Raw genomic sequence first — 20,920 nt, forward strand, 5'->3', positions numbered from 1 at the left:
GAAATAGATAGCGAAACGCAGGCGCGTTGTCAAACGGGCCCTCTTGGTTACGGCGCGCAGGTGAAGCTCGCCGCTTCCGTCACCGGGCCGCTCTTGTAGTGCGGCCAGGCCGGCCAGCGGCACAGCGGCAGCGAGCGCGTCGCGGCAAACGACGGCGCCTCGACCTTCTGCTCCCTGACCTCTAAGTCGCCGGGCGCTTTGCCATTCTCGACCCAGTCGACCAGAACGCTCAGCATATCGACATTGGCGGGCGCGCCGGAGCCGACATGGTCGACGCCGGGCGCGGTGTAGAGGCGCGCGAACTCCGCGGTCTCGGCCTTGCCCATCTTGCGCTCGACGCTCTCGAAGTAGCGGATGCCGGCATAGGGGCTCTGGGCGTAGTCGGCCATGTGCTCGAGCACGATCAGCCGGCCGCCCCGCGCCCGGAACCGACTGAGATCGGGATCGGTGGAATCCATCAGGCTGGACACCTCGAGCAGCCGCGCCTTGTGCTCTTCCACCTTGTAGGTGGTGACGTCGAGCTTCGGATCGCGCGCGAAGACATATTGGATGCCGCCGGCGCCGTAGATCCAGGCGATGCCGTTGTTCGGCGCGGGCGGCTGCGCCGGCGGCGCGGTGCCGAGCCACCAGGAGACCCAGCCGCCGGTCGGCCCGACCGCGGGGATGTCCTCGCCGGAGACGCCCCAGCCCGGATAATCGTCGAGACCATTGGCGAGCGCGAAGGGGAATTTGTAGTTGGCGTGCAGCGTGTTCACCGCCTTGATCTGTGCATCGGTGAGACACTGGTCGCCGCTCTGCCCGGCCGCGCAGCGCAGCGTCTCGACCTTGAACGCCGCCTTGCAGCCGACGGGATCCTGCACCAGCGCATCGTCGGAGCCGTCGGCCTTGTCGCAAGCCGCGCGCACGGCCTCGCCTACGAGCTTGACCTGCGCCGGGTTGATCCAGCCCTCGCCCATGGTGACGAGACCCGAGCGCGTGCCGGCATGCTGCAGCCCGACCCAGTTGATCACGGGCACACGGGCGAAGATGCCGTCGAAATCGTCGGGATAGCGCTGCGCCATGGTGAGGCCTTCGCGGCCGCCCTCCGACGAGCCCATGAAGTACAGCTTCTCCGGCTTCCTGCCGTAGGCGCGCTGCATCAGCCCGACCGCGGCGTCGCGCACCTTCTTGTACGCCCGATGGGCGAAATTCTCGAAGGCCTCGTCGTTCAGCGCAAAGACCTGCGGCGGCTCGCCCTGCTTGGTCTCGTGGCCAGAGTCGGTGCCGTAGGTGACGAAGCCGCGCGCCAGCGGCGAGGGCCTGTCGAAGGGATAGGCCGGCGGCAGGGCAAGGCCCGTGATCAGCACACCGTTGAAGCCGCCGCCGCCATATTGCAGCGAGCGCCCGTTCCATTCGACGGGGAGGTTGACCTGGAATCTGATCGGGGGCGCCTTGGGATCGGTGGGATCGATATGGCCGAGCACCTTGCAGAAGCGCGGATTGGCCGGCGTGATGCGTGCCGATGGCGTCGGCCCGCGCTCGGCCACGGCCAATTGCGACGGCGCCTGCAGGGTCGCGGAATCGATCTTCACGGCGTCAGCGCCGCCGACGAGGCCTTTGCAGACGGTCTCGGCGTCTTCGGCCAGCGTTGCCGCTGAGGCACCACTCGCGCTCATTGCGGCCGCAGTGCCCACCAGCCATGCACACAGCTTCGCTCTGTTGCGCTTCATCGTTTCCACCCGGCTTGTCCTGTTGCGTTCGGCACTTGGCCGCATTCAATGCAACCTTCGCCCGTCCGTCAATCGCTGACGCCGGCTTTCCGTCAGAACGAGCCCAGCGCAGTGCCCAGGGCGATCACCGCCAGCAGCGCCAGGAGCGAGGTCACGATACCGACCATGACGATATCGAAATAGCTGTCGCGATGGGTCAGGCCGCAGATCGCGAGCAGGCTGACCACCGCACCGTTATGCGGCAGGATGTCCAGCGTTCCCGCGCCGATCACCGCCACGCGATGCATCAGCGCAAGGTCGATGCCGTGGCGCGCGGCAAGTTCGACATAGGTCGGGCCGAGAGCATCGAGGGCGATGGTCAGGCCGCCCGACGCCGACCCGGTCAGCGCGGCCAGGATGTTGGTCGCGACGGCGAGCGAGACCAGCGGTCCCCCTTCGATCGCCAGCACCCAGTCGCGCACGATCGTGAACGCCGGCAGCGAGGCCACGACGGCGCCGAAGCCGACGAGGCTGGCGACGCTGAACGCAGGCAGGACCGACGCATTGGCCCCGGCGTCCATGGTCCGGCGCAGCACCGGCAGGCGCGCCCAGTTCAGCGCGATGGTCGTGACGATGGCGGCAGCCAGCGCCACCGCGACCGACCACACGCCTGCGACCGCCGCAAGCGTCGTGTCGCCAAAGCGCGGCTCGGCGAGATAGCTGACATCGAGCCGCGGCAGCACCACCAGCGACATCAACAGGTTGACGGTCACGACAACGACGAGCGGCGCCATGGCGTTCAGCACGGGCGACGGCCGCTCGCTGCGATGACCGTGCTGTAGCTCCGCCGGATCGAACTCGCGGGCAGTCGTCGCGCGCTCGCGCACGAGCTCGTCAGCAGCGGCCTGCTCGATCGCGCCCTCGGCGTCGTCGCCATAGCCTTCCCCGGCGCGGCGCGCCGCAGCTTCGGCGCGATGCAGCCACCACAATCCCGCGCCGAGCATGATGAGCGAGCCGACGATGCCGAGGCCCGGCGCGGCAAACGGCGTCGTGCCGAAGAACGGCATCGGAATCGCATTCTGGATCGACGGCGTGCCAGGTAGGGCCGACATGGTGAAGGTCGACGTTCCCAGCACGATCGCGGCCGGGATCAGACGACGCGGAATCGAAGCGGCACGAAACAGCGAGCGGGCCATTGGAACGATGACGAAGAACGCAACGAACAGGCTGACACCACCATAGGTGACCAGCGCGCCGGCGAGCACGACCGCCAGGATCACGCGGCGTTCGCCGAGGCGCTCCGCCATGAAGCCGGCGACCGACGTCACCGCGCCACTGTCGTCCATCAACTTGCCGAAGACGGCACCAAGCAGAAAGATCGGAAAGAACTGCGCCAGAAATCCCGCCGCGTTCACCATGAACACCTGGGTCAGGTTCGCGAGCAGCGGCTCACCGCCGAACAACGCAGCAATGAGTGCGGCGAACGGCGCGAGCAGCAGGACGCTCCAACCGCGGAAGGCGAATAGGACGAGCAGACCGAGTCCGACGAGGAGGCCGAGGAGACCCATGCCTCAGCACTCCGACAGCAGGACATCGAGATCGGCGGTCGAGCGGCGGCCGATCTCCGCGCCGTGCTCGGCGAGGAAGTTGTCCGCGGCCATGCGTCCCTCGGCGCGCAGCATCGAGACGAACTCCCACTCCGCGTTGAGCTTCGAGGAGGCCCCGAACTTCGCCAGCATGTCGCTCTTGATCCGGTGCGTGCGCATCTTCGCCCAGCGCGCGCCCTCGCCGCTGCCCGGATCGGCCGCCTGGCGCAGCAGCGCGATCATGCGCAGCTCCTTCATCAGCGGCGAGTTGAAGGAGATTTCGTTGAGACGGTTGAGAATCTCCGCAGCCGTCCGCGGTTGCTCCGGCCGCTCGGTCGGATTGATCTGGACGAGAATGGTGTCATGCGCGTCGCTTTCGCGGACCAGCGGCGTGATGGTCGGGTTGCCAGCATAGCCGCCGTCCCAATAGGGCTCGCCGTCGATCTCGATCGCGCGGAACATGGTTGGAAGACAGGCCGATGCCAGCAGCACGTCGGCCGTGATCTCCGCGTTGCGGAAGATACGTCCGCGCCCGGTGCGTACCCGGGTCGCGGTGATGAATAGCTGGATCGGCGAGCGCACGAGCCGTTCGAAATCGATGCTCTCGGCCAGCACCGCGCGCAGCGGATTGTAACCGGTAGGATTGAGGTCGTAGGGCGAGAGCACACGCGACATCAAATCGGTGAGGATGTAGAACGGCGACGTATCGAGGGTCCAGCGCCCCATCAAGCGGTCGAGCGGAGAGCGCTGTAGCGGGCTGAAGGCCGCGGCCTTCGAGATACGACGCCAGTATCGGTCAAGCGCCTCACGCGCCCCCTCGGCGCCGCCGGCCGTCCACCCGTCCGCCAGGACCGCCGCATTCATCGCGCCTGCGGAGGTTCCGGAGATCGCGGCGATCTCCAGCCATTTCTCTTCCAGAAGACGGTCGAGCACACCCCAGGAGAAGGCGCCATGCGAACCGCCGCCCTGCAGCGCGAGATCAATCAGTACGGCGTCCCGTTCCATGGCGGACACTCACGCAACTGAAGCTCAAATTCGACGTGACTGGAACACGTCGAATTCGACCGCAGTGTGGGAGCACCGGCCGCAAGATGCAACCGGAACGTGGGCGGTTTAGTGCTCAAATACCAGCCGCGCCCCGACCGTTCCCTCGAGGCCGCGGATCTGCCGCAGCAGCTCGCCGGAATCCTGACCGCCGAGATCGGCGTCGAGCACGACGTAGCCGAGGTCGCCGGCGGTCTCCAGATATTGCGCGGCGATGTTGATGTCGCGCTGAAGGAAGACCTCGTTCAGCCGCCGCAACATGCCGGGCACGTTGCGATGGACATGGCTGAAGCGTGCACCGGAGGGACGAAGATGCAGCTGCACCTCCGGGAAGTTGACCGCGCCCATCGTCGAGCCGGTAATGAAATAGTCGACCAGTTTTCGCGCGACCTCGCCGCCGATGCGCTCCTGCGCCTCCTCAGTCGACCCACCGATATGGGGGGTGAGGATGACGTTCTCGATGCCCTGAATGGGACTATTGAAACGATCGGCATTCGACGAAGGCTCGACGGGAAAGACGTCGACGGCCGCACCGGCCAGATGACCGTCGCGCAAGGCACGCGCCAGCGCATCGAGATCGACCACGGTGCCGCGGCTGTTGTTGATCAGAAACGAGCCCGGCTTCATCGCCCGCAGCTCCCTCTCGCCGATCATGCCCGCAGTCTCCGGGGTCTCCGGCACGTGCAGGCTGACGACGTCGCTCTGCGCCAGCAGATCTTCCAGCTTCTCGACCGGCTCGGTGTTGCCGTGGCGAAGCTTGTCGGTGCGGTCGAAATAGATCACGCGCATGCCCATGGCTTCGGCCAAGGTGGAAAGCTGCGAGCCGATATTGCCGTAGCCGACGATGCCGAGCGTGCGGCCGCGCACCTCGCGGCTGCCCGCCGCCGACTTGTCCCAGCCCCCCGCATGGGCCGACACCGAACGCGGAAAGATCCGCCGCAGCAGCATCACGATCTCGCCGATGACGAGCTCGGCGACGCTGCGCGTGTTGGAGAACGGGGCGTTGAAGACGGGAATACCGCGCTTACGCGCCGCCGAAAGATCGACCTGGTTGGTGCCGACGCTGAAGCAGCCGACCGCGAGAAGCTGGCCGGCCGCCCCCAGCACCTCATTGGTGATCTGCGTGCGCGAACGGATGCCGAGCAGCGACACGCCTTCGAGCGCGCGCCGCAGATCCGCGCCGTCCAGCGCCTTGGTCAGCCGCTCGACATTGGTGAAGCCCGCGCCCCTAAAAAGGTCGACAGCGCTATCATTGACGCCTTCGAGCAGCAGCGCCTTGGCGCTTCGCTCAGGGCTTTGGCCTGGGGCGGACATGGCATCTCCGTAGATGGCAGCTTTGCCTTCGCACATAGACCGCGGGCGGTGCGCAGCACAATAGGGAACGGATACGGGGAGAAGACGGCCGGAGCTGAGGATGCGCTTGGCATCCCAGAGCTCGGTCAAATCACATAGAACCCGTGCGTGCCGTCGCGGCGGAGCTGCTCGACGAGGCCGTATTCCCAATCGAGATAGGCCTGCATCGCGGATTCGGCCACATCGGTGCCTTCATAGGGCCGGCGATAGCGGTGGGCCGGGTCGGGCTTCGGCAAGGCGGGCGGCGGGCCGACCTTGAGCGCGCCGTCATAGCCGCCCTCGAGCACATAGACTTCCCAGCCCATCTGCGCCAGCCACGACGCCGTCATGTCGGCGCGGACGCTTTTGTCGTCGGTCAGGACGATGCGTGCGCCGCGCACGGGCGCGGCCATATCGGTTTCCTGCACGAGCTGGCCGCCGGGATAATGGCGGAAGCCGGGAAGATGCCCGGCCGCATAGTCCTCGGCACCGCGCACGTCGAAGCGATACAGCGTGCGATGGGTTTCTGCGACCAGCGCCGCCATCTCGTTCGCTCCGATATGGCGGACACCGGCGCGATAGGCGACGTCGCGGGCATTGGCTGGACCGCCCTCGAACGGGCCGATCGCGCCGCGCCTGTCGGCGCCGTGATTGAGCCCGTGCCGCGCCAGGGTCCAGCCGATGGTGCCGTTGCGCAGCGCCCGCACCTTGTTGGGCACGCCGGCATTGATCAGCGATTGCGTGCCGATGATGGAGCGGGTGCGGCCGGCGCAATTGACGATGATGGTGGTTTCAGGATCGGGCGCGGCCTGGCCTGCCCGCAGCACCAGCTCCGCGCCGGGCACGCTGACCGAGCCCGGGATGTTCATGGTCGCATATTCGTCGAAGCGGCGGACGTCAAGGATGGCGATGTTGGCCTTGTCGGCGATCAGCTTTGCCACCTCATCGGCACTCAGCGAGGGCGTGTGGCGACGCGACTCGACCAGCTCGCCGAAAGCCTTGGAATAGGAATTGACGTCCTCGAAAATCTCGAAGCCCGCATCGCGCCACGCCTTCAGCCCGCCCTCGAGTGCGCTGACATTGCTATAGCCGAGTGCAGCCAGACGCTCGGCGCCGGTCGCAACCAGCCCCTCGCCGTCATCATAAAGCACGATCGCAACGTCCTTGCGCGGCAGCCGCACCTCGGCCTCGATCGCGATCCGGTCGGCGGCCATGTTGGCGGCGAACAGCGGATGGCCGGTGGCAAAGGCAGCCTCGTATCTGAGATCGAGCAGCGCGATCTCTTCGCGCAGGAGCAGGGCGCGGCGGATATCGGCGGGGGTGACGGTCGGAAGCTTCATGACGAAAACCTGACAAGGACGTGCCACGGGCTTTTGAACGATTGTCGAGGTGTTGGCTAGCCTCTTCGGCTGCAACTCACTCGCCCGGAACGAGCCGCCCAAGCGGCGGCTGCGCCGGGCGCCGCAGCTTGCGGCGCGACAGATAGAGCAAAATGCCGGTGACCGAGAACAGCGGCATCAGGGCCGCGGCAATCATGAAGGCGAGCTTGCCGGGCCAGCCCAGGACCGCGCCGCGATGGATATCGAGCATGTTGGCGATGATCTTCTCGCCGAACGTCTTGTCGGCGTAACGTTCCGTGGAGGCGACCTGACCGGTGACGGCATCGATGCGGAATTCATCGCGCGTGGTGTCCAGCGTCGAATCCTTCCCCCACGACCGGATCCGTATCGCCGTGCCAGGCCCCGGCGGCAGCGTCAGCAGAGCCCTGGCGAAGCGGTCGCCCTCCTCACGCCGGAACGTCGTCCACGCCAGGTCGAACCCGATCGGCTGGGCCGGCTCGGAACGGGCCGCCGCACGCGGCGCCTTTGCGGACATTCTTGGCTGCATCTTCGCGGCAGAGACTTCTGGACGCGACAGCAGCCAGACGACGCCGTCCTTGTACCAGTCGAACGAATACCACAGGCCCGTGAGCGTCATCACCAGATAGACCGGAAGAACCCAGGTGCCGATCACCGCATGCAGCGAGCGATGCAGCCCGCGTCCGCCGAGACCGAGATTGGGCTTGAGCCACATCTTCACGCTGCGCACGCGGCGGGGCCAGCGCAGCACGAGGCCCGAGACCAGCATGACGATCAGGCCGAGCGCGGCCACACCGGTGATCTGGCGTCCCCAGCCCTTGGCATCGCCAGGGATCAGCAGCCAGCGATGCAGCTTCCGAACCGTCGCGAAGAACGCCTCGCCGCGCGGCGCACCCAGCACGCGCGCATCATAGGGGTCGACATAGAGCGAATTCGGCCGCTCGCCCTGCTCGTCGCGCGCGAAGCGGACCCGCACGGCCGCGATCGGATCGCTCGACAACATGACGGCCGAGACCTGACCGAAATTTTGCCCCGCCCCCAGCCGCGCGACCAGTTCGTCCGGCATCAGCGCCGGCATCTCGCGCGGCACGACGTGCATGATGCCGGCGTTGAGATGATCGACGATCTCGTCCTCGAAACTCATGATCGCGCCGGTCAGCGCGATCAAGGCTAGCAGCAGCGCGAGCACCAGGCCTGCGATGGAATGGACCTGGAGCAGGACAGTTTTGATCATGTGCCCGGGCCGCGTGGCCATGGCTAGAACTTCACCGTCGCCGAGAGAGACACCCGGCGCGCGTCGCCGATAGCGACGTTTAAATTATTCACGGCTGAGGGATAGTAGACCGTGTCGAACAGGTTCTTGACGTTCACCTGGTACACCACCGGAAACTGCTCGTGTTTCGTCTCGTAAGTCGCAAAGAGGTCTGCGACGACATAGGACGGCAGGAAGAAGCTGTTGATCGAATCGCCGGGACGATCGCCGACATAGCGCGCCCCGCCGCCGAGACGGAACTGGCCGGGCAAGGCGGTGCCGAAGTCGTAGACCAGATAGAGCGAAGCGGTGTTCAAGGCGACGTTTTGCAGCTTCTTGCCGAGCAACGTCAGATCCTCGGAGGCCGTCACGCGGGCGTCGGTATAGCCATAGCTCCCAATCAACGCCCAATCGTCGGTGAGCCTGCCGGTGACGTCGATTTCGAGGCCGCGCGAATGAGCGCGGCCGACGGTGTGAAGCTCCACCACGCCCGCGCTGTTCGTCTTCGTCGTTTGCACATTCTTCTTGTCGAGGTCGTAGAATGCGACGGTTCCGGAGATGCGCTGGTTGATGTCGAACTTCACGCCGGTCTCGTACGACACACCCTCCTCGGGCGCGACCCTGGAGTCGATCACCACGCCGATCGGCGCAATCGTCGAATTCGGCTTCAGCGATTCGGTGTAGCTCGCATAAAGCGAGATCTGATCGGTCAGCTTGAAAATCGCGCCGCCAAGCGGGAGCACCTTGTCTTGCGACACGTTTGTGTTGGTGTTGAACGGCTTTCCGCGTCCGGCGATCTGATCGTAGTCCATATAGCGCACACCACCGACCAGTGCGAACCGCTCCGTCAGATGCAGCGTGTCCTGGAAGAACAGCGACCACTGGCCAAGCTTGTCGGTCTGGGCGCTGTCGGGGTTCGACACCCTGGTTCCAGGCCCGATCAGCCCATAGACAGGATCGTAGACGTTGAAGGCGGGAGTTGTCTGCCGGATCAAGACGTCGCGATAGATCGTGCGATACTGACCGTCGCCGCCGAATAGCACCTCGTTGCGCATGTCGCCGAGCCAGAAGCCGCCCGAGACATAGGATGTCCCATAGCTGACATTGCTCAGCGAGCTTCCCGTGCCGTCGTTGCTGCGCGTCTCGACGCCGGTCGTGAAATTGATGCCGGTGATGCGGAGCTGGTTGGCGCTGAAGGTTTCGGTGTTGTAGCTGTAGCCTGCGTAGAGCTTCCAATCCTGGTTGAAGCGGTGCTCGACCGAAGCCTGGATCAGATCGGACGTGCCCCAGGTGTTGTTGAAAGGCTCATCCAGCCGGCGCGTAGCGGGCACGGCCAGCGGCGCCTTCGTCACCGGATTGAACGCGGTGCCGCGGTCGAACGGATAGATGAACTCGCGGTGCTCGTAGTTCAGCTGCACCGTGGTGTCCTGGCCGTACCACGCGAGCGAGGGCGCAACCAGCATCTCGCGGTGACGACCGAAATTCCGCCAATAATCCTCGCTGACGCCGTAGCCGATGAAACGATAGGCGAGCCCCTGGTCGCCGATCGGACCGGTGACGTCGAGCAGGCCGTCGGCACCGGTCTTGGAGGCACTGAAGGCCGAGCCGAGCAGCGTGACCGAGCCGTGCTGATAGAGCTCGGGCCGCTTGCTGATGGTGTTGACGATGCCGCCGGGATCCATGATGCCGTAGAGCAGCGAAGCCGGACCTTTCAGCACCTCGACGCTTTCGACCGCAGGATTGAGACTGCGGCCCTGCACCAGCGGCATGCCGTTGCGCATGATCGAGCCGTCGCGGTTGTCGCCGAAGCCACGGCGGATCACCGCGTCCTGGCTGCCGGCGAGCGTGTTGGTCTGGGTGACGCCGGAGACGTTGCTCAGCGCGTCGTCGATGTTGCGCGGGAGCTGGTCCTTCAGCACCTGCGCAGGCACGACGTTGACGGCCTGCGAGGTGTCGAGCGGCGAGGCGCCGCTGCGCAGCGTGGTCGCGCTCGGCATCGCGCGGTAGCCGAGCTTTGCGGCTTGCTGTGCGGCGGCTACGGCAGCGGCGCGCTCCGACAGCGTAGGCGCCGCGGGTGCGGGATTGCGGCTGGGCTGGCGGCGCGCCGCCGTTTGCGCGCGGCGTGACGACTGCTCCGATGCACGTGCCGGCTTCGGTCGTGGCGCCGGCGCCTCCACCGTCACCGGCGGCAGAGCCGATTGCGCCTGTGCGCTCGTCGTGATGGAGGGATATTCGATGAGCAGCACCGCTGCTCCCATGAGAAGACCTGCACGGCTCTTGCCGGCACGGGTTCGATGGCCGTTGTCACGTTGGCCATCCACGAAGGCACGCACTTTCATTCCACTTCAAGTCAGGAGCATTGAAGTGTGCGCCTGTAACAGCCGCCGCGATCAAGGAGAACCGTAGCCGGGCTTGAATCGCTCTAGTGTTGAATTGTTCTAAGAGGAGGCGGATGCTGAACAGCAATCATGAATTGCCGGTGCACCGCGCATGACACGCTGCACGCGAAATCGTGGCCCGAGATTTCACCGATCACGCGATGGCGGGAGCGATCAACTCGTCGAGCTTCCGCTTGAACGCACTGCCGTCCGACAAAGCGCGGAGCGGCGGACGCACGCGCAACCAACCTGCATCGCCGGTCTGCGCCGCAAGGATCGCCTTCAGCGTTGCGACAAGGGAGGGCGTCTTCAGCACGACGTCGACCGCCGCCTGCATGCGCGCTTCGACGTTCTTGCCGTCAACCATCGCCTTGACCAGCTCCGGCGCAATGTTGGCCATGCCGCAGATGGTGCCGGCGCCGCCGGCGGCGATCGCGCGAGTGATATCGGGTTCGTTGCCGACGGTGATGGCGAGCTCGGGCGCGGCGGCACGGAATGCCTGGAACTGCTTGAAGTCGCCGCTGGAGTCCTTCAGACCGGCAACCACTTGGCCGTAGCGCTTGCGCAGGCTTGCGGCGACTGTCGTCGGGATCGCAACGCCCGAGACTTGCGGAATGTGGTAGAGCGAGGCGCGCAGGCGATCGTCGGCAACACCGTCGATGATGGCGGCAAAGGCGTCCTCGATGCCTTCATGCGTGACACTCCGATCGAAATAGGGCGGCAGCAGCAACACGTGGCGCAGGCCGAGGCCGAGCACGGCGCGCGTCAGCGCAATGCTGTCGGTGATGGCCGGAAAGCCGCCGCCGATTCCGATGCGCTCCGCCGCGACCCCGGCCTTGAGCATCGCTTCGATCGTCGCAATCCGTTCGGCGGCGTTGAATGAGGTCCCCTCGCCGGTGGTGCCGAACAGCACGACGCCGTCGACGCCCTTGCCGAAGAGGTGCTTGGCGTGAGAGGCGAGCTTGGCGGCGTCCACACTGCCGTCCGTCGCCAGCGGCGTCGCCGACGCCACCCAGAACCCGCAAATTGCCTCGGTCATCACACCACCCTTTGCTGCCGCCCCCGGCTAAGCCGCTGATCTCCAACGATCTTTCACGCTTGCCGAGACCTTGTTTTCACTTTACTTTTGCTCTTGTACCTTACATACAACGTTCATGCAAATCCTCCGCGCCATGTGCGCGGCCAGATCTTGAGGAGGTCTCGCATGGACATGGTGACCCCCGCCGGACGCCCCGACCAATTGCTCGGCGCGTTGCGCGACAGGCTCGGCGCGGCGGCGGTGCTTGTTGGCACCGATGTGCCGGCGCGCAATTGCAACGACTGGAGCGCGAGCCTGCCGCAAACGCCGCGCGCCGTGATCCGCCCCGTCGATGCGCAGGGCGTTGCCGACGCGATTGCGACCTGCCGGCAGGCGCATCTGCCGTTCGTGCCGCAGGGCGGACTGACCGGCCTGTGCCGCGGCGCTTCGCCTGAAGCTGGCTGGGTCGCGATCTCGCTGGAGCGCATGACCGGCATCGAGGAGATCGATCGCGCCTCGATGACGATGACGGTGAAGGCCGGCACGCCGCTGGAGACGATCCAGAAGGCGGCGGACGAAGCCGGCTTCTTCTTTCCGCTCGATCTCGGCTCGCGCGGCTCCTGCGCGATCGGCGGCAATCTCTCGACCAATGCCGGCGGCAACCGCGTGATCCGCTACGGCATGACGCGCGAGCTGGTGCTTGGTCTCGAAGTGGTGCTGCCGGACGGCACCATCATCACCAGCCTCAACAAGCTGATGAAGAACAATGCCGGTTACGATCTGAAGCATCTGTTCATCGGCTCGGAAGGCACGCTCGGCATCATCACCCGCGTGGTGCTAAAACTGTTCCCGAAGCCGCGCTCGACCATGGCCGCGCTCTGCGCGCTGAAGGATTATGCCGCGGTGATCGCGCTGCTCGATGCCGCACGCTCAGGGCTCGGCCCGCTGCTGTCCGCCTTCGAGGTGATGTGGCCGGATTATTGGGAGGTGATCACGGCGCGCGCCGGCGTGAAGCCCCCGGTCGCCCCAGGCCGCGGTCTCTACGTGCTGGTGGAAGCGCAGGGCACCGACGAGAGCATCGATGCGCCGCGCTTTGAGAGCTGGCTCGAGGAGCTGATGGAGCGCGGGCTGCTGGCGGATGCCGCGGTGGCGCAATCGCTGGCGCAGACGCAGGCCTTCTGGCGCGTGCGCGACATCTGCGCCGAGTTCGGCCAGGTGCTGGGGCCGCACATCTCCTACGACATCGGCCTTGCCGTGGCACGCATGGACGAGTTCGTCACGCGCTGCAAGGCCGCGCTCGCTTCGGGCATCAAGGGTTGCGAGAGTGTCTACTACGGCCATATCGGCGACGGCAATCTGCATCTCGTCGCCTGGGTCACCGGCCTTTCCGTCGCGCAGCAGCCGAAGGAGGCGATGGACGCGATCATCTACGGTCTGGTCCGCGAGCTCGGCGGCAGCGTCTCCGCCGAGCACGGCATCGGCACGTTGAAGAAGCAATGGCTGGGCCATGCGAGGGGCGAGGCCGAGATCGCGCTGATGCGCACGCTGAAAGCCGCGCTCGACCCCGATCACCTGCTCAATCCCGGCAAGGTGATCTGAACGCACCATGCGATCGCTCAAGCTCGATACGCCGAAATCGCTGTCGCAGCGGGTGATGCTGCGGCTGCGCCAGGCCATCATCGACGGCGAGTTCGCGTTAGGCGCTGCCATCTCCGAGGAGATGGTGGCCAATTCCTTCGGCGTCAGCCGCACACCGGTGCGCGAGGCCATGGGCCAGCTGCAGGCGCAGGGACTCGTGGTGATCCGACCCCAGGTCGGCAGCTTCGTCTTCACGCCGAGTGCGGACGACATCCATGCGCTCTGCACCTTCCGCATTGCGCTCGAGCCCAAGGCCGCCGAGCTCGCCTTCCGCAATGACCGCGACGGCGCGATTGCGTCCATGAGCGCGGCGATCGCGGCGATGGAGCCGGCCGTCGGGGCAAAGGACAACATCGCCTATGGCCGCGCCGACACCGCTTTTCACGAGGCGCTGTTCGCCCATTGCGGCAACCGCTATCTCGCCGAATCCTATCAGCTCGTCTCCGGCCGCGTCGCCGCGCTGCGCACCAATCTGACCTCGCCGATCGACGTGCGCACCCGCACGTCCTTCGACGAGCACCGCAAGCTGCTCGATCTGTTCGCGCGCGGCGAGTTCGCCGCCTTCGAAGGCCTGATGACGACGCACATCACGAATTCGGGAATGGTCTATGCCACGGCGCTGAAGGTGGATTGAGCGCGTCTACCGCTCCTCCTTCGATCCCGGCCTGTCCAGAAAATCCAGCGCGGTGTTGATCTGCTCGAGCTGGTGCTCGATTCGCTCGCGATCCTCCACCGATGGCGCCTGTTCGAGCTGTTCCACCAGCTTCTGCTTCCGCATCAGCAAGTTCTCTATGACCGTACCCACGATTCCCCCATCGCCAGAGGCGACGTCACGGACGCCGAGACGATGGAGGCGCGCGCAACCCGGGCCCGCGTCGAACCCTCAATCTGAATGTTGCTGGGAGCGATTGGTTCCTCCGGCGCCGTGCCGGATCGCACTACTTCTTGGTGATATTCCAGTAGACCGGGACCGCCCCCTTTACGATGCCGTCAACGTTGCTGCGTACCGCCCGCACCAGATAGAGCTGTGCAGCCGGCCAATACGGCACATAGTCGACGGCGCGGAGCTGGAGGTCGGCTGCGATCTTCTTTTTCTGCTCGGGATCTGTCGCCAACGCGAATTCGTTGCGCAGCTTTTCGATCTGCTCGTCGCAAGGCCAGCCGAACCAGGCCTTGTCGCAGTTTGCGCGCAGCCCAAGGTGGCCGACCGGCTCGAACATGTCGGCGCCCGTCGGTCCCGACATGAACAGTGACCAGCCGCCCTTGTCGACGGTTTCCTTGGACGCGCGCCGTCCAACCAGCGTGCCCCAGTCCATCGCCTGAGGTTCGACCTTGAGGCCGATCTGACGCATCAACTGCTCGGCAACGAGGCTGAACGTATTCGTGGGCCCGCTTTCGGTCGCATGCAGCACCACGACCGGCGTACCGTCATAACCGCTCTCGGCAATCAGCTTCTTGGCTTTTTCGATATCGGGCTTGGTCCAGCCGGCGGCCGTGAAATAGGGTGACGAGCACATGTAGAAGCTCGGGCAGCTCTTGTAGAGCTTGGGGTCGCTGACATAGGCTCGCGCGAACTTGTCCTGGTCGATCATGTAGCTGATCGCCTGCCGGACCTTTGGATTGTTGAACGGCGGGACCGAAATGTTCATGCGGAACACCATCTGCATGCCGAGCGTGTCCTGCGGCATCGTCTTGATGTCGGGATTGCCGGCAAGCGTCGGCAGGAAGTCCGGCGGCACCTCCTCGAAAATGTCGATCTCGCCGGCCTGGAGTGCATTGAGCGCGGTCTGCGCATCCGGGATGTAATGCCATTCGACCCGGTCGACCTTGGCGAGCTTGCCGCCGGCAAGCCCGCTCGCCGGCTCCGCGCGCGACTTGTAGGACGGGCTCTTGACGTAAACGACCTTGGAGCCCGGAACCCACTCGTCCTTCTTCATGATGAAGGGACCCGAGCCGGTCGCATCCGTGATGGCGGTGTCCGCCGGCGTCGCAGCGATCCCCTTCGGCATGATGAAGGGCACGTTGGAGCTCGGCTTGGAGAGCGCCTCGATCACCAGCCCCCAAGGACGTTTGAGCTTCAGCTCGAAGGTTTTTTCGTCCTTGACCGTCAGGCTGTCGCTGACGGAGGCAAGCTGTTGGCCAAGGCCATCGCGCTGCCACCAGCGCTTCAGCGATACGACCGCATCCTCCGCGGTGACCGGCTGGCCGTTGCTGAAGGTCAGGCCGCCGCGCAGCGTGAAGGTGTAGGTGAGTTGATCGCTGCCGACCGCAAAGGACTCCAGCATCTGCGGCTGCGCGACGAGCTTCTCATCCAGCGAGAACAGCGTGTCGTACACCATATAGCCGTGGTTACGAACCATATAGTCGGACGTGATCACGGGATCGATCTGCTTGAGATCGCCGAAGGGGCGGATCTTGAGCACCGTCTCCGCAACGGCAGGCGATATTGCACCAAGCCAACCTGCCGCCATCATGACCGCAAATATTCCGTTCGGCGATCTCATTTGATACTCCTCCCGTTTTCTGTTTCTAGGCAACTGCGTCGGGGGCTACGGCCCGGCCCGGACCCGGCGCGTCGAAGCGTGGCAGCGATCCTGCGTGATGACAGGCGACGGCATGGCCGGGCGTGACTTCAGTCATCGCCGGCGCCGCTTGCACGCAAATGTCCGTCGCGAACGGACAGCGCGTGCGAAAGCGGCATCCGGACGGCAGCGAAGCGGCACTCGGCACCTCGCCTTCGAGAGCCGCGCGGCGGCGCCGGTTGCGCGGGTGGACCGCAGGGACGGAATCGATCAACGCCCGCGTATACGGATGCACCGGTGCAGCGAACACGGCTTTCGCCGGCCCCTGCTCGACGATGGCGCCGAGATACATCACCGCCACGTCGTCCGCGAGATAGCGCACCACGGCGAGATCATGCGAGATGAACAGATAGGAGATCCCGATCTCGCGCTGGACATCCTTCAGGAGATTCAGGATCTGGGAGCGGATCGACACGTCCAGCGCCGCGACCGCCTCGTCCGCGACGATCAGCGCGGGATCCGCGGCGAGCGCCCGCGCGATGCCGAGGCGCTGCCGCTGTCCGCCCGACAGATGATGCGGCAGACGTGCGCGAAAATGTTGGGGCAGTCCGACCTGGTCGAACAGACGCGCGACCTTCCGCCGTCGCGACACCGCATCGCCGATGCCGAAATTCTGCAAGGGCTCTTCGACGATCTCCGCCGCAGTCATGCGCGAGTTGAGGCAGGCGAAGGGATCCTGGAACACCATCTGCACCTGCTGGCGCTTCCTGCGCAGCGTCTCGCCGGAGAGATTGCCGAAGTCCTCGCCATTGATGTGGACCGAGCCGGCCGTCGGCCGCAACAGGCGCACGACCATGCGGCCGATCGTGGTCTTGCCGCAGCCGCTTTCACCAACGAGGCAGAAGGTACGTCCGCGCGCGACGACGAAGCTGACGTCGTCGACGGCGCGAAGATCGCGCCGGCCGAACAATCCGAACGGCCCCTGCCGTGAGGTGAAGATCTGGGTCAGACCTGAGACCTCGAGGACGGCGCTCATGCCGGCACCATCGCGCCGGCCTTGCCCAGCCAGCATGCCGTCAGGTGCTCGTCAGCGCCCGACAACAACGGCGACTCCGAGTGACACACCGGCATCGCCGCGCCGCAGCGCTGGCGAAAGGCGCAGCCCGTGCCGAGCGAGACCGGGCTCGGCACGCTGCCGGGAATCTCGGCGAGACGATCGCGGGTGCCGCTGTTGAGCTGGCCGATCGCCCCAAGCAGGCCGCGCGTATAGGGATGGGCCGCGGCATCGAAGATGCCGTTGACGCCGGCCTGCTCGACGACGCTGCCGGCGTAGAGCACGACGACCCGGTCGGCCATTTCCGCGACCACCCCGAGATCGTGCGTGATCAGGAGCACGGACGTGCCGAACTCGCGACGCAGATCGTCGATCAGGGTCAAGACCTGGGCCTGGATGGTGACGTCGAGCGCGGTGGTCGGCTCGTCGGCGATCAGCAATGCAGGGCGCAGGGCGAGCGCCATCGCGATCATCACGCGCTGCCGCATGCCACCGGAAAGCTGGTGCGGAAATTCGGAGGCCCGCCGCCGCGCATCCGGAATGCGGACGAGATCGAGCAATCCGACCGCCTGCCGCCGCGCGTCCGCCTCTGACACGCCACGATGCTCGACGATCACCTCCGCGATCTGCTCGCCGACCCGCAGCAGCGGATTGAGCGACGTCATCGGCTCCTGAAACACCATGGCGAGACGGTCGCCCCGGAGCTTGCGCAGTTCCTCGGCCCCGAGCGTGACGAGATCGCGCCCCTCGAAGAGGATGCGACCGGAAGCGACCTGCATGACGCTTCGGTTGAGCAGGCCGATGATGGAGAGCGCGGTCAGGCTCTTGCCGCAGCCGCTCTCGCCGACGAGGCACAGCGTTTCACCCGGATCGATCGCAAACGAGACGTTGCGGACGAGCGGCACCGGGGCGCCCCGCGTGTTGAGCGTGATGGAGAGGTTCTCGACGGAGAGCAGCGGCGTACTCATCGCATCTCGCCTCCCGCAAAGCTCGGATCGAGCAGGTCGCGAAGCGCATCGCCGAGCAGGTTGGCGGCGAGCACCGTCATCGCCAGCATCAAGGCTGGGAAGCCGAGGATCCACGGCGCGATCTGCAGGAATTGCCGGCCCTCCGACATCATGTTGCCCCAGCTCGGCACGTCGGGCGGCGTGCCCGCACCGAGAAACGACAGGATCGATTCCAGGATCATCGCGGAGGCAAAGACGTAGGTCGACTGCACCATGATCGGCCCGGCAGCGCCGGGCAGGATGTGACGCCGCAGGATGTTCGTCGTGCGGCCGCCACAAGTGATGGCGGCCTCGACATAGACGCGTTCGCGCAAACTGAGAACGCTGGCGCGCACCACGCGCGCCATGCGGGGAATTTCCGGGAGGCTGATCGCCGTGACGATCACGATGGGCGAAGCGCCAATCAGCGCCACGAGTGCGATCGCGAGCAGGATCGCGGGGATCGCCATCACCGCATCCATCGCGCGCATTACGATCTTGTCGACGCTGCGGAAATAACCGGCGATGACACCGATGCACACGCCGACCAGCGTGGTGAGAACCGCAACGGCAATGCCGACCGACAGCGAAACCCGCGTTCCCACCAGCGCGCGGGCAAACACGGAACGTCCGACTTGATCGGTGCCGAAGGGCTCCGCCGGCGACGGCGGTTGAAGCCGGTTCAGCGGATCCAGCGCAGCGGGATCCGCGGTGATCCACGGGCTCACGACGGCCGTCACGCCAAAGGCGAGCAGCAGAACGCAACTCAGAGCCAGTATGGGCTGGCGAACCGGCAGGCTCGCGATCCGCGCAAACCGGTTGACACCGATGTCCGGCGCATCGAGCCCTTCAGCTGCGTGGGTCATCGCCATCGGCTCGTCCTGCATCAGTACCGGATCCGCGGATCGACGACAGCGTAGAGAATGTCGACCACGAGATTGACGACGACATAGACGAAGGCGAACAGCAGGATCAGGGCTTGCACCACCGGATAGTCGCGCCGGAGAATGGAGTCTGCGGTCAGCCGGCCGAGGCCGGGAATGGAAAACACGGTCTCGGTAACGACGACGCCGCCAAGCAGCGCGGCAAATCCGATGCCGACGACCGTGATGATCGGGACTGCGGCATTGCTGAGCACGTGCCGTACGATGATTTTGCGGGCCGCGAGCCCCTTGGCATGGGCGGTGCGGACATAATCTTCGCGCAGCACCTCCAGCACCGCAGCGCGCGTCACCCTCGCGATCAAGGCGATATAGAGGAAGCTCAGCGAGATCGCGGGCAGCACGAGCGAATGCAGGCAGGCCAGCACGCCCTGCGACAGCGGCTTATAGCCCTGCACCGGAAACCAGTGCAGGCCGAGTGCGAGCGTATAGACAAGCGCGAAAGCGACGACGAAGACCGGCAATGAGAAGCCGAGCACCGCCCCCGCCATGGTCAGGCGCGCGACGAGCCCCCTCGGACGATAGGCGGCGACGAGGCCGAGCGGCACGGCGACGACGACCGCGATCGTGATCGTCATGAGAGAGAGAAGCAGCGTCGGCTCGATCCGCTGGGCGACGAGCTGCGAGACCGGGATGCGGCTGAACAGCGACAGGCCGAAATCGCCGCTCAGGATGCGGCCGGCCCATGCGAGGAAACGCGGCAGCAGCGGCAGATTGAGTCCGAGCGCCTGGCGCACCGCCTCCACCTGTGGCGGCGAGGCGAAGTCACCGGCGATCAGCACGGCGGGATCACCCGGCACGAGGCTGAGCAGCAGAAAGACGAATACCGCGACGGCGAGCAGCACGGGGATGGCCGCGAACAGCCGACCGACCACATAGCCGGTCATGCCGAGCGCCTGCAAATGCAGACCGGCGATCGCCGGACGCCATCCAGCCCACGCACCATTGCCTCCCTGGTCTTAGTTAAACGTTTTTCTAATGAAGCACGGAAGCTGGTCTATCGCAACGGTATTGTACACTTGTCATCTCTTTTGGCTTGCCTCCAGTCAATCCAACCAATACAAAAACGTTTAACAGGAGAATGGTTGATGCCGGCAGGGCCATTGCCCACTATCCACGAGGTCGCCCGGCTCGCCGGTGTCTCCGTGGCCACCGTGTCGAAGACGCTCAACCGGTCGGGCAAGGTCAGCGAGCTCCTCCAGGCGCGCGTCAATGCGGCAGCACGCAAGCTCGGCTATGCACCGCATGCCAGCGCCCGCAGCCTGCGCAGCGGCGCTACGCGCATCCTCGGGCTGCTCGTGGCAGACCTCGCCAATCCCTATTTCCTGAGGCTCGTCGAGAGCATCGAGCGGCTGTCGAGCGCCGCGGGCTATTCCGTCATTCTCTGCAACAGTGCCGAAGACCCCGGGCGCGAAGAGCGGCATCTTGCCATGCTGCTGTCGCAGCGCGCCGACGGCGTCATCGTCATCCCGACCCGGCGCGGCTGGAGCGGACGCCAGGCCGCGCTGGCGGACTTGCCGATGCCGGGCATTCTGGTGGACCGACGCATCGAGGGGCTCGACCTCGATTCGGTCACGACCGACAATGTCGCGCTGGGACGGCTCGCGGCCGAACATCTCGACGATCTCGGCCATCGCCGCATCGCCGTGATCATGGGATCGCCCGAGCATCAGATCGCGCGCCACCGCCTCGATGGCCTCAGAAGCGGCCTGGCCTCGCGCGGCACCACCCTCGACGAACGGCTGATCGAGAAGGACAATTTCTCCGAGGCCGCCGGCCATGCCGCCGCAATGCGGCTCCTGCGGCATGCGCAGCGACCGACCGCGATCTTCGCCACCAACAATCATCTTTCGCTCGGACTGCTTCGTGCCATTGCCGAGAGCGGGCTCACCATTCCCGACGACCTCTCCGTCATCGCGGTTGACGAGCCTCCGTGGGCCGGCCTGGTGCGGCCGGGCATGACCATCGTGACGCAGCCGTCCGAGGCGATTGCCCAAACCACGGTCTCGACCCTGCTGTCGCGAGTTTCGGAGGGACGTTCCGGCGTCGAGGGAGAGGCGAGATCGATCCAGCTTCAGCCGGCGCTGGTGGTGCGCGGGTCCACCGCCGCGATCCGGACATAG

General features: G+C 65.7%; 17 protein-coding genes. 3 read left to right on the forward strand and 14 right to left on the reverse strand.

Translation table 11 applies throughout. From position 1 onward, the window contains the following. Positions 1 to 47: 47 nt before the first annotated feature. From I6F16_RS26170 to I6F16_RS26205, 8 genes are all read right to left on the reverse strand, one after another. Positions 48 to 1,709 carry a tannase/feruloyl esterase family alpha/beta hydrolase gene (locus I6F16_RS26170; RefSeq protein WP_225174130.1) on the reverse strand — a complete coding sequence of 554 codons (1,662 nt, stop codon included), beginning with the start codon at positions 1,707 to 1,709 and terminating at the stop codon, positions 48 to 50. A gap of 92 nt (positions 1,710 to 1,801) precedes the next feature. Beyond that, positions 1,802 to 3,256: an SLC13 family permease gene (locus I6F16_RS26175; RefSeq protein WP_225113398.1), complete on the reverse strand. Its 1,455-nt coding sequence runs from the start codon at positions 3,254 to 3,256 to the stop codon at positions 1,802 to 1,804. A gap of 3 nt (positions 3,257 to 3,259) precedes the next feature. After that, positions 3,260 to 4,279: a patatin-like phospholipase family protein gene (locus I6F16_RS26180; RefSeq protein ID WP_036026863.1), complete on the reverse strand. Its 1,020-nt coding sequence runs from the start codon at positions 4,277 to 4,279 to the stop codon at positions 3,260 to 3,262. Positions 4,280 to 4,387: 108 nt separating this feature from the next. Further along, the gene (serA, locus tag I6F16_RS26185; protein ID WP_036026910.1) at positions 4,388 to 5,632 is read right to left on the reverse strand and encodes a phosphoglycerate dehydrogenase; all 1,245 of its coding nucleotides are present in this window, start codon (positions 5,630 to 5,632) and stop codon (positions 4,388 to 4,390) included. Between the two features lie 125 nt (positions 5,633 to 5,757). Beyond that, positions 5,758 to 6,990, reverse strand: a complete 1,233-nt coding sequence (locus I6F16_RS26190; RefSeq protein WP_225113399.1) for a rhodanese-like domain-containing protein — start codon at positions 6,988 to 6,990, stop codon at positions 5,758 to 5,760. Positions 6,991 to 7,066: 76 nt separating this feature from the next. Further along, on the reverse strand, positions 7,067 to 8,242 hold the full coding sequence (locus I6F16_RS26195) for a PepSY-associated TM helix domain-containing protein (protein ID WP_225113400.1): 1,176 nt from the start codon (positions 8,240 to 8,242) through the stop codon (positions 7,067 to 7,069). 23 nt (positions 8,243 to 8,265) lie between these two features. After that, positions 8,266 to 10,599, reverse strand: coding sequence for a TonB-dependent siderophore receptor (locus tag I6F16_RS26200; protein ID WP_225113401.1), 2,334 nt, complete (start codon positions 10,597 to 10,599; stop codon positions 8,266 to 8,268). A 193-nt stretch (positions 10,600 to 10,792) separates the two neighbouring features. Then, complete coding sequence (locus I6F16_RS26205; RefSeq protein WP_225113402.1) at positions 10,793 to 11,677, reverse strand: dihydrodipicolinate synthase family protein; 885 nt, start codon at positions 11,675 to 11,677, stop codon at positions 10,793 to 10,795. Between the two features lie 165 nt (positions 11,678 to 11,842). Here I6F16_RS26205 and I6F16_RS26210 point away from each other — a divergent pair, with 165 nt between their 5' ends. Further along, on the forward strand, positions 11,843 to 13,255 hold the full coding sequence (locus I6F16_RS26210; RefSeq protein ID WP_225113403.1) for an FAD-binding oxidoreductase: 1,413 nt from the start codon (positions 11,843 to 11,845) through the stop codon (positions 13,253 to 13,255). Positions 13,256 to 13,262: 7 nt separating this feature from the next. Then, positions 13,263 to 13,928, forward strand: coding sequence for a GntR family transcriptional regulator (locus I6F16_RS26215; protein ID WP_225113404.1), 666 nt, complete (start codon positions 13,263 to 13,265; stop codon positions 13,926 to 13,928). Positions 13,929 to 13,934: 6 nt separating this feature from the next. Here the strand turns inward: I6F16_RS26215 and I6F16_RS26220 are convergent, their stop codons facing one another. From I6F16_RS26220 to I6F16_RS26245, 6 genes are all read right to left on the reverse strand, one after another. Continuing rightward, positions 13,935 to 14,072 (reverse strand): hypothetical protein, encoded by a 138-nt coding sequence (locus I6F16_RS26220; protein WP_225174131.1) that lies wholly within the window; start codon positions 14,070 to 14,072, stop codon positions 13,935 to 13,937. Positions 14,073 to 14,232: 160 nt separating this feature from the next. Further along, complete coding sequence (locus tag I6F16_RS26225) at positions 14,233 to 15,798, reverse strand: ABC transporter substrate-binding protein (RefSeq protein ID WP_225113405.1); 1,566 nt, start codon at positions 15,796 to 15,798, stop codon at positions 14,233 to 14,235. Between the two features lie 25 nt (positions 15,799 to 15,823). Continuing rightward, complete coding sequence (locus tag I6F16_RS26230) at positions 15,824 to 16,852, reverse strand: oligopeptide/dipeptide ABC transporter ATP-binding protein (protein ID WP_225113406.1); 1,029 nt, start codon at positions 16,850 to 16,852, stop codon at positions 15,824 to 15,826. Further along, on the reverse strand, positions 16,849 to 17,838 hold the full coding sequence (locus I6F16_RS26235; protein ID WP_225113407.1) for an ABC transporter ATP-binding protein: 990 nt from the start codon (positions 17,836 to 17,838) through the stop codon (positions 16,849 to 16,851). The genes I6F16_RS26230 and I6F16_RS26235 overlap by 4 nt, the downstream gene beginning before the upstream one ends. Further along, a complete protein-coding gene (locus I6F16_RS26240) occupies positions 17,835 to 18,743 on the reverse strand; it encodes an ABC transporter permease (protein WP_225113408.1) in 909 nt (302 codons plus the stop codon). The genes I6F16_RS26235 and I6F16_RS26240 overlap by 4 nt, the downstream gene beginning before the upstream one ends. Further along, positions 18,743 to 19,684, reverse strand: a complete 942-nt coding sequence (locus I6F16_RS26245; RefSeq protein ID WP_036014490.1) for an ABC transporter permease — start codon at positions 19,682 to 19,684, stop codon at positions 18,743 to 18,745. The genes I6F16_RS26240 and I6F16_RS26245 overlap by 1 nt, the downstream gene beginning before the upstream one ends. A 201-nt stretch (positions 19,685 to 19,885) precedes the next feature. Between I6F16_RS26245 and I6F16_RS26250 the strand changes: the two genes are divergently transcribed. After that, entirely contained in the window at positions 19,886 to 20,920 is a 1,035-nt protein-coding gene (locus I6F16_RS26250; protein WP_225113409.1) for a LacI family DNA-binding transcriptional regulator, read from the forward strand.

The sequence above is a fragment of the Bradyrhizobium sp. IC4060 genome, from assembly GCF_020193715.1.
Taxonomy (GTDB): Bacteria; Pseudomonadota; Alphaproteobacteria; order Rhizobiales; family Xanthobacteraceae; genus Bradyrhizobium; species Bradyrhizobium yuanmingense.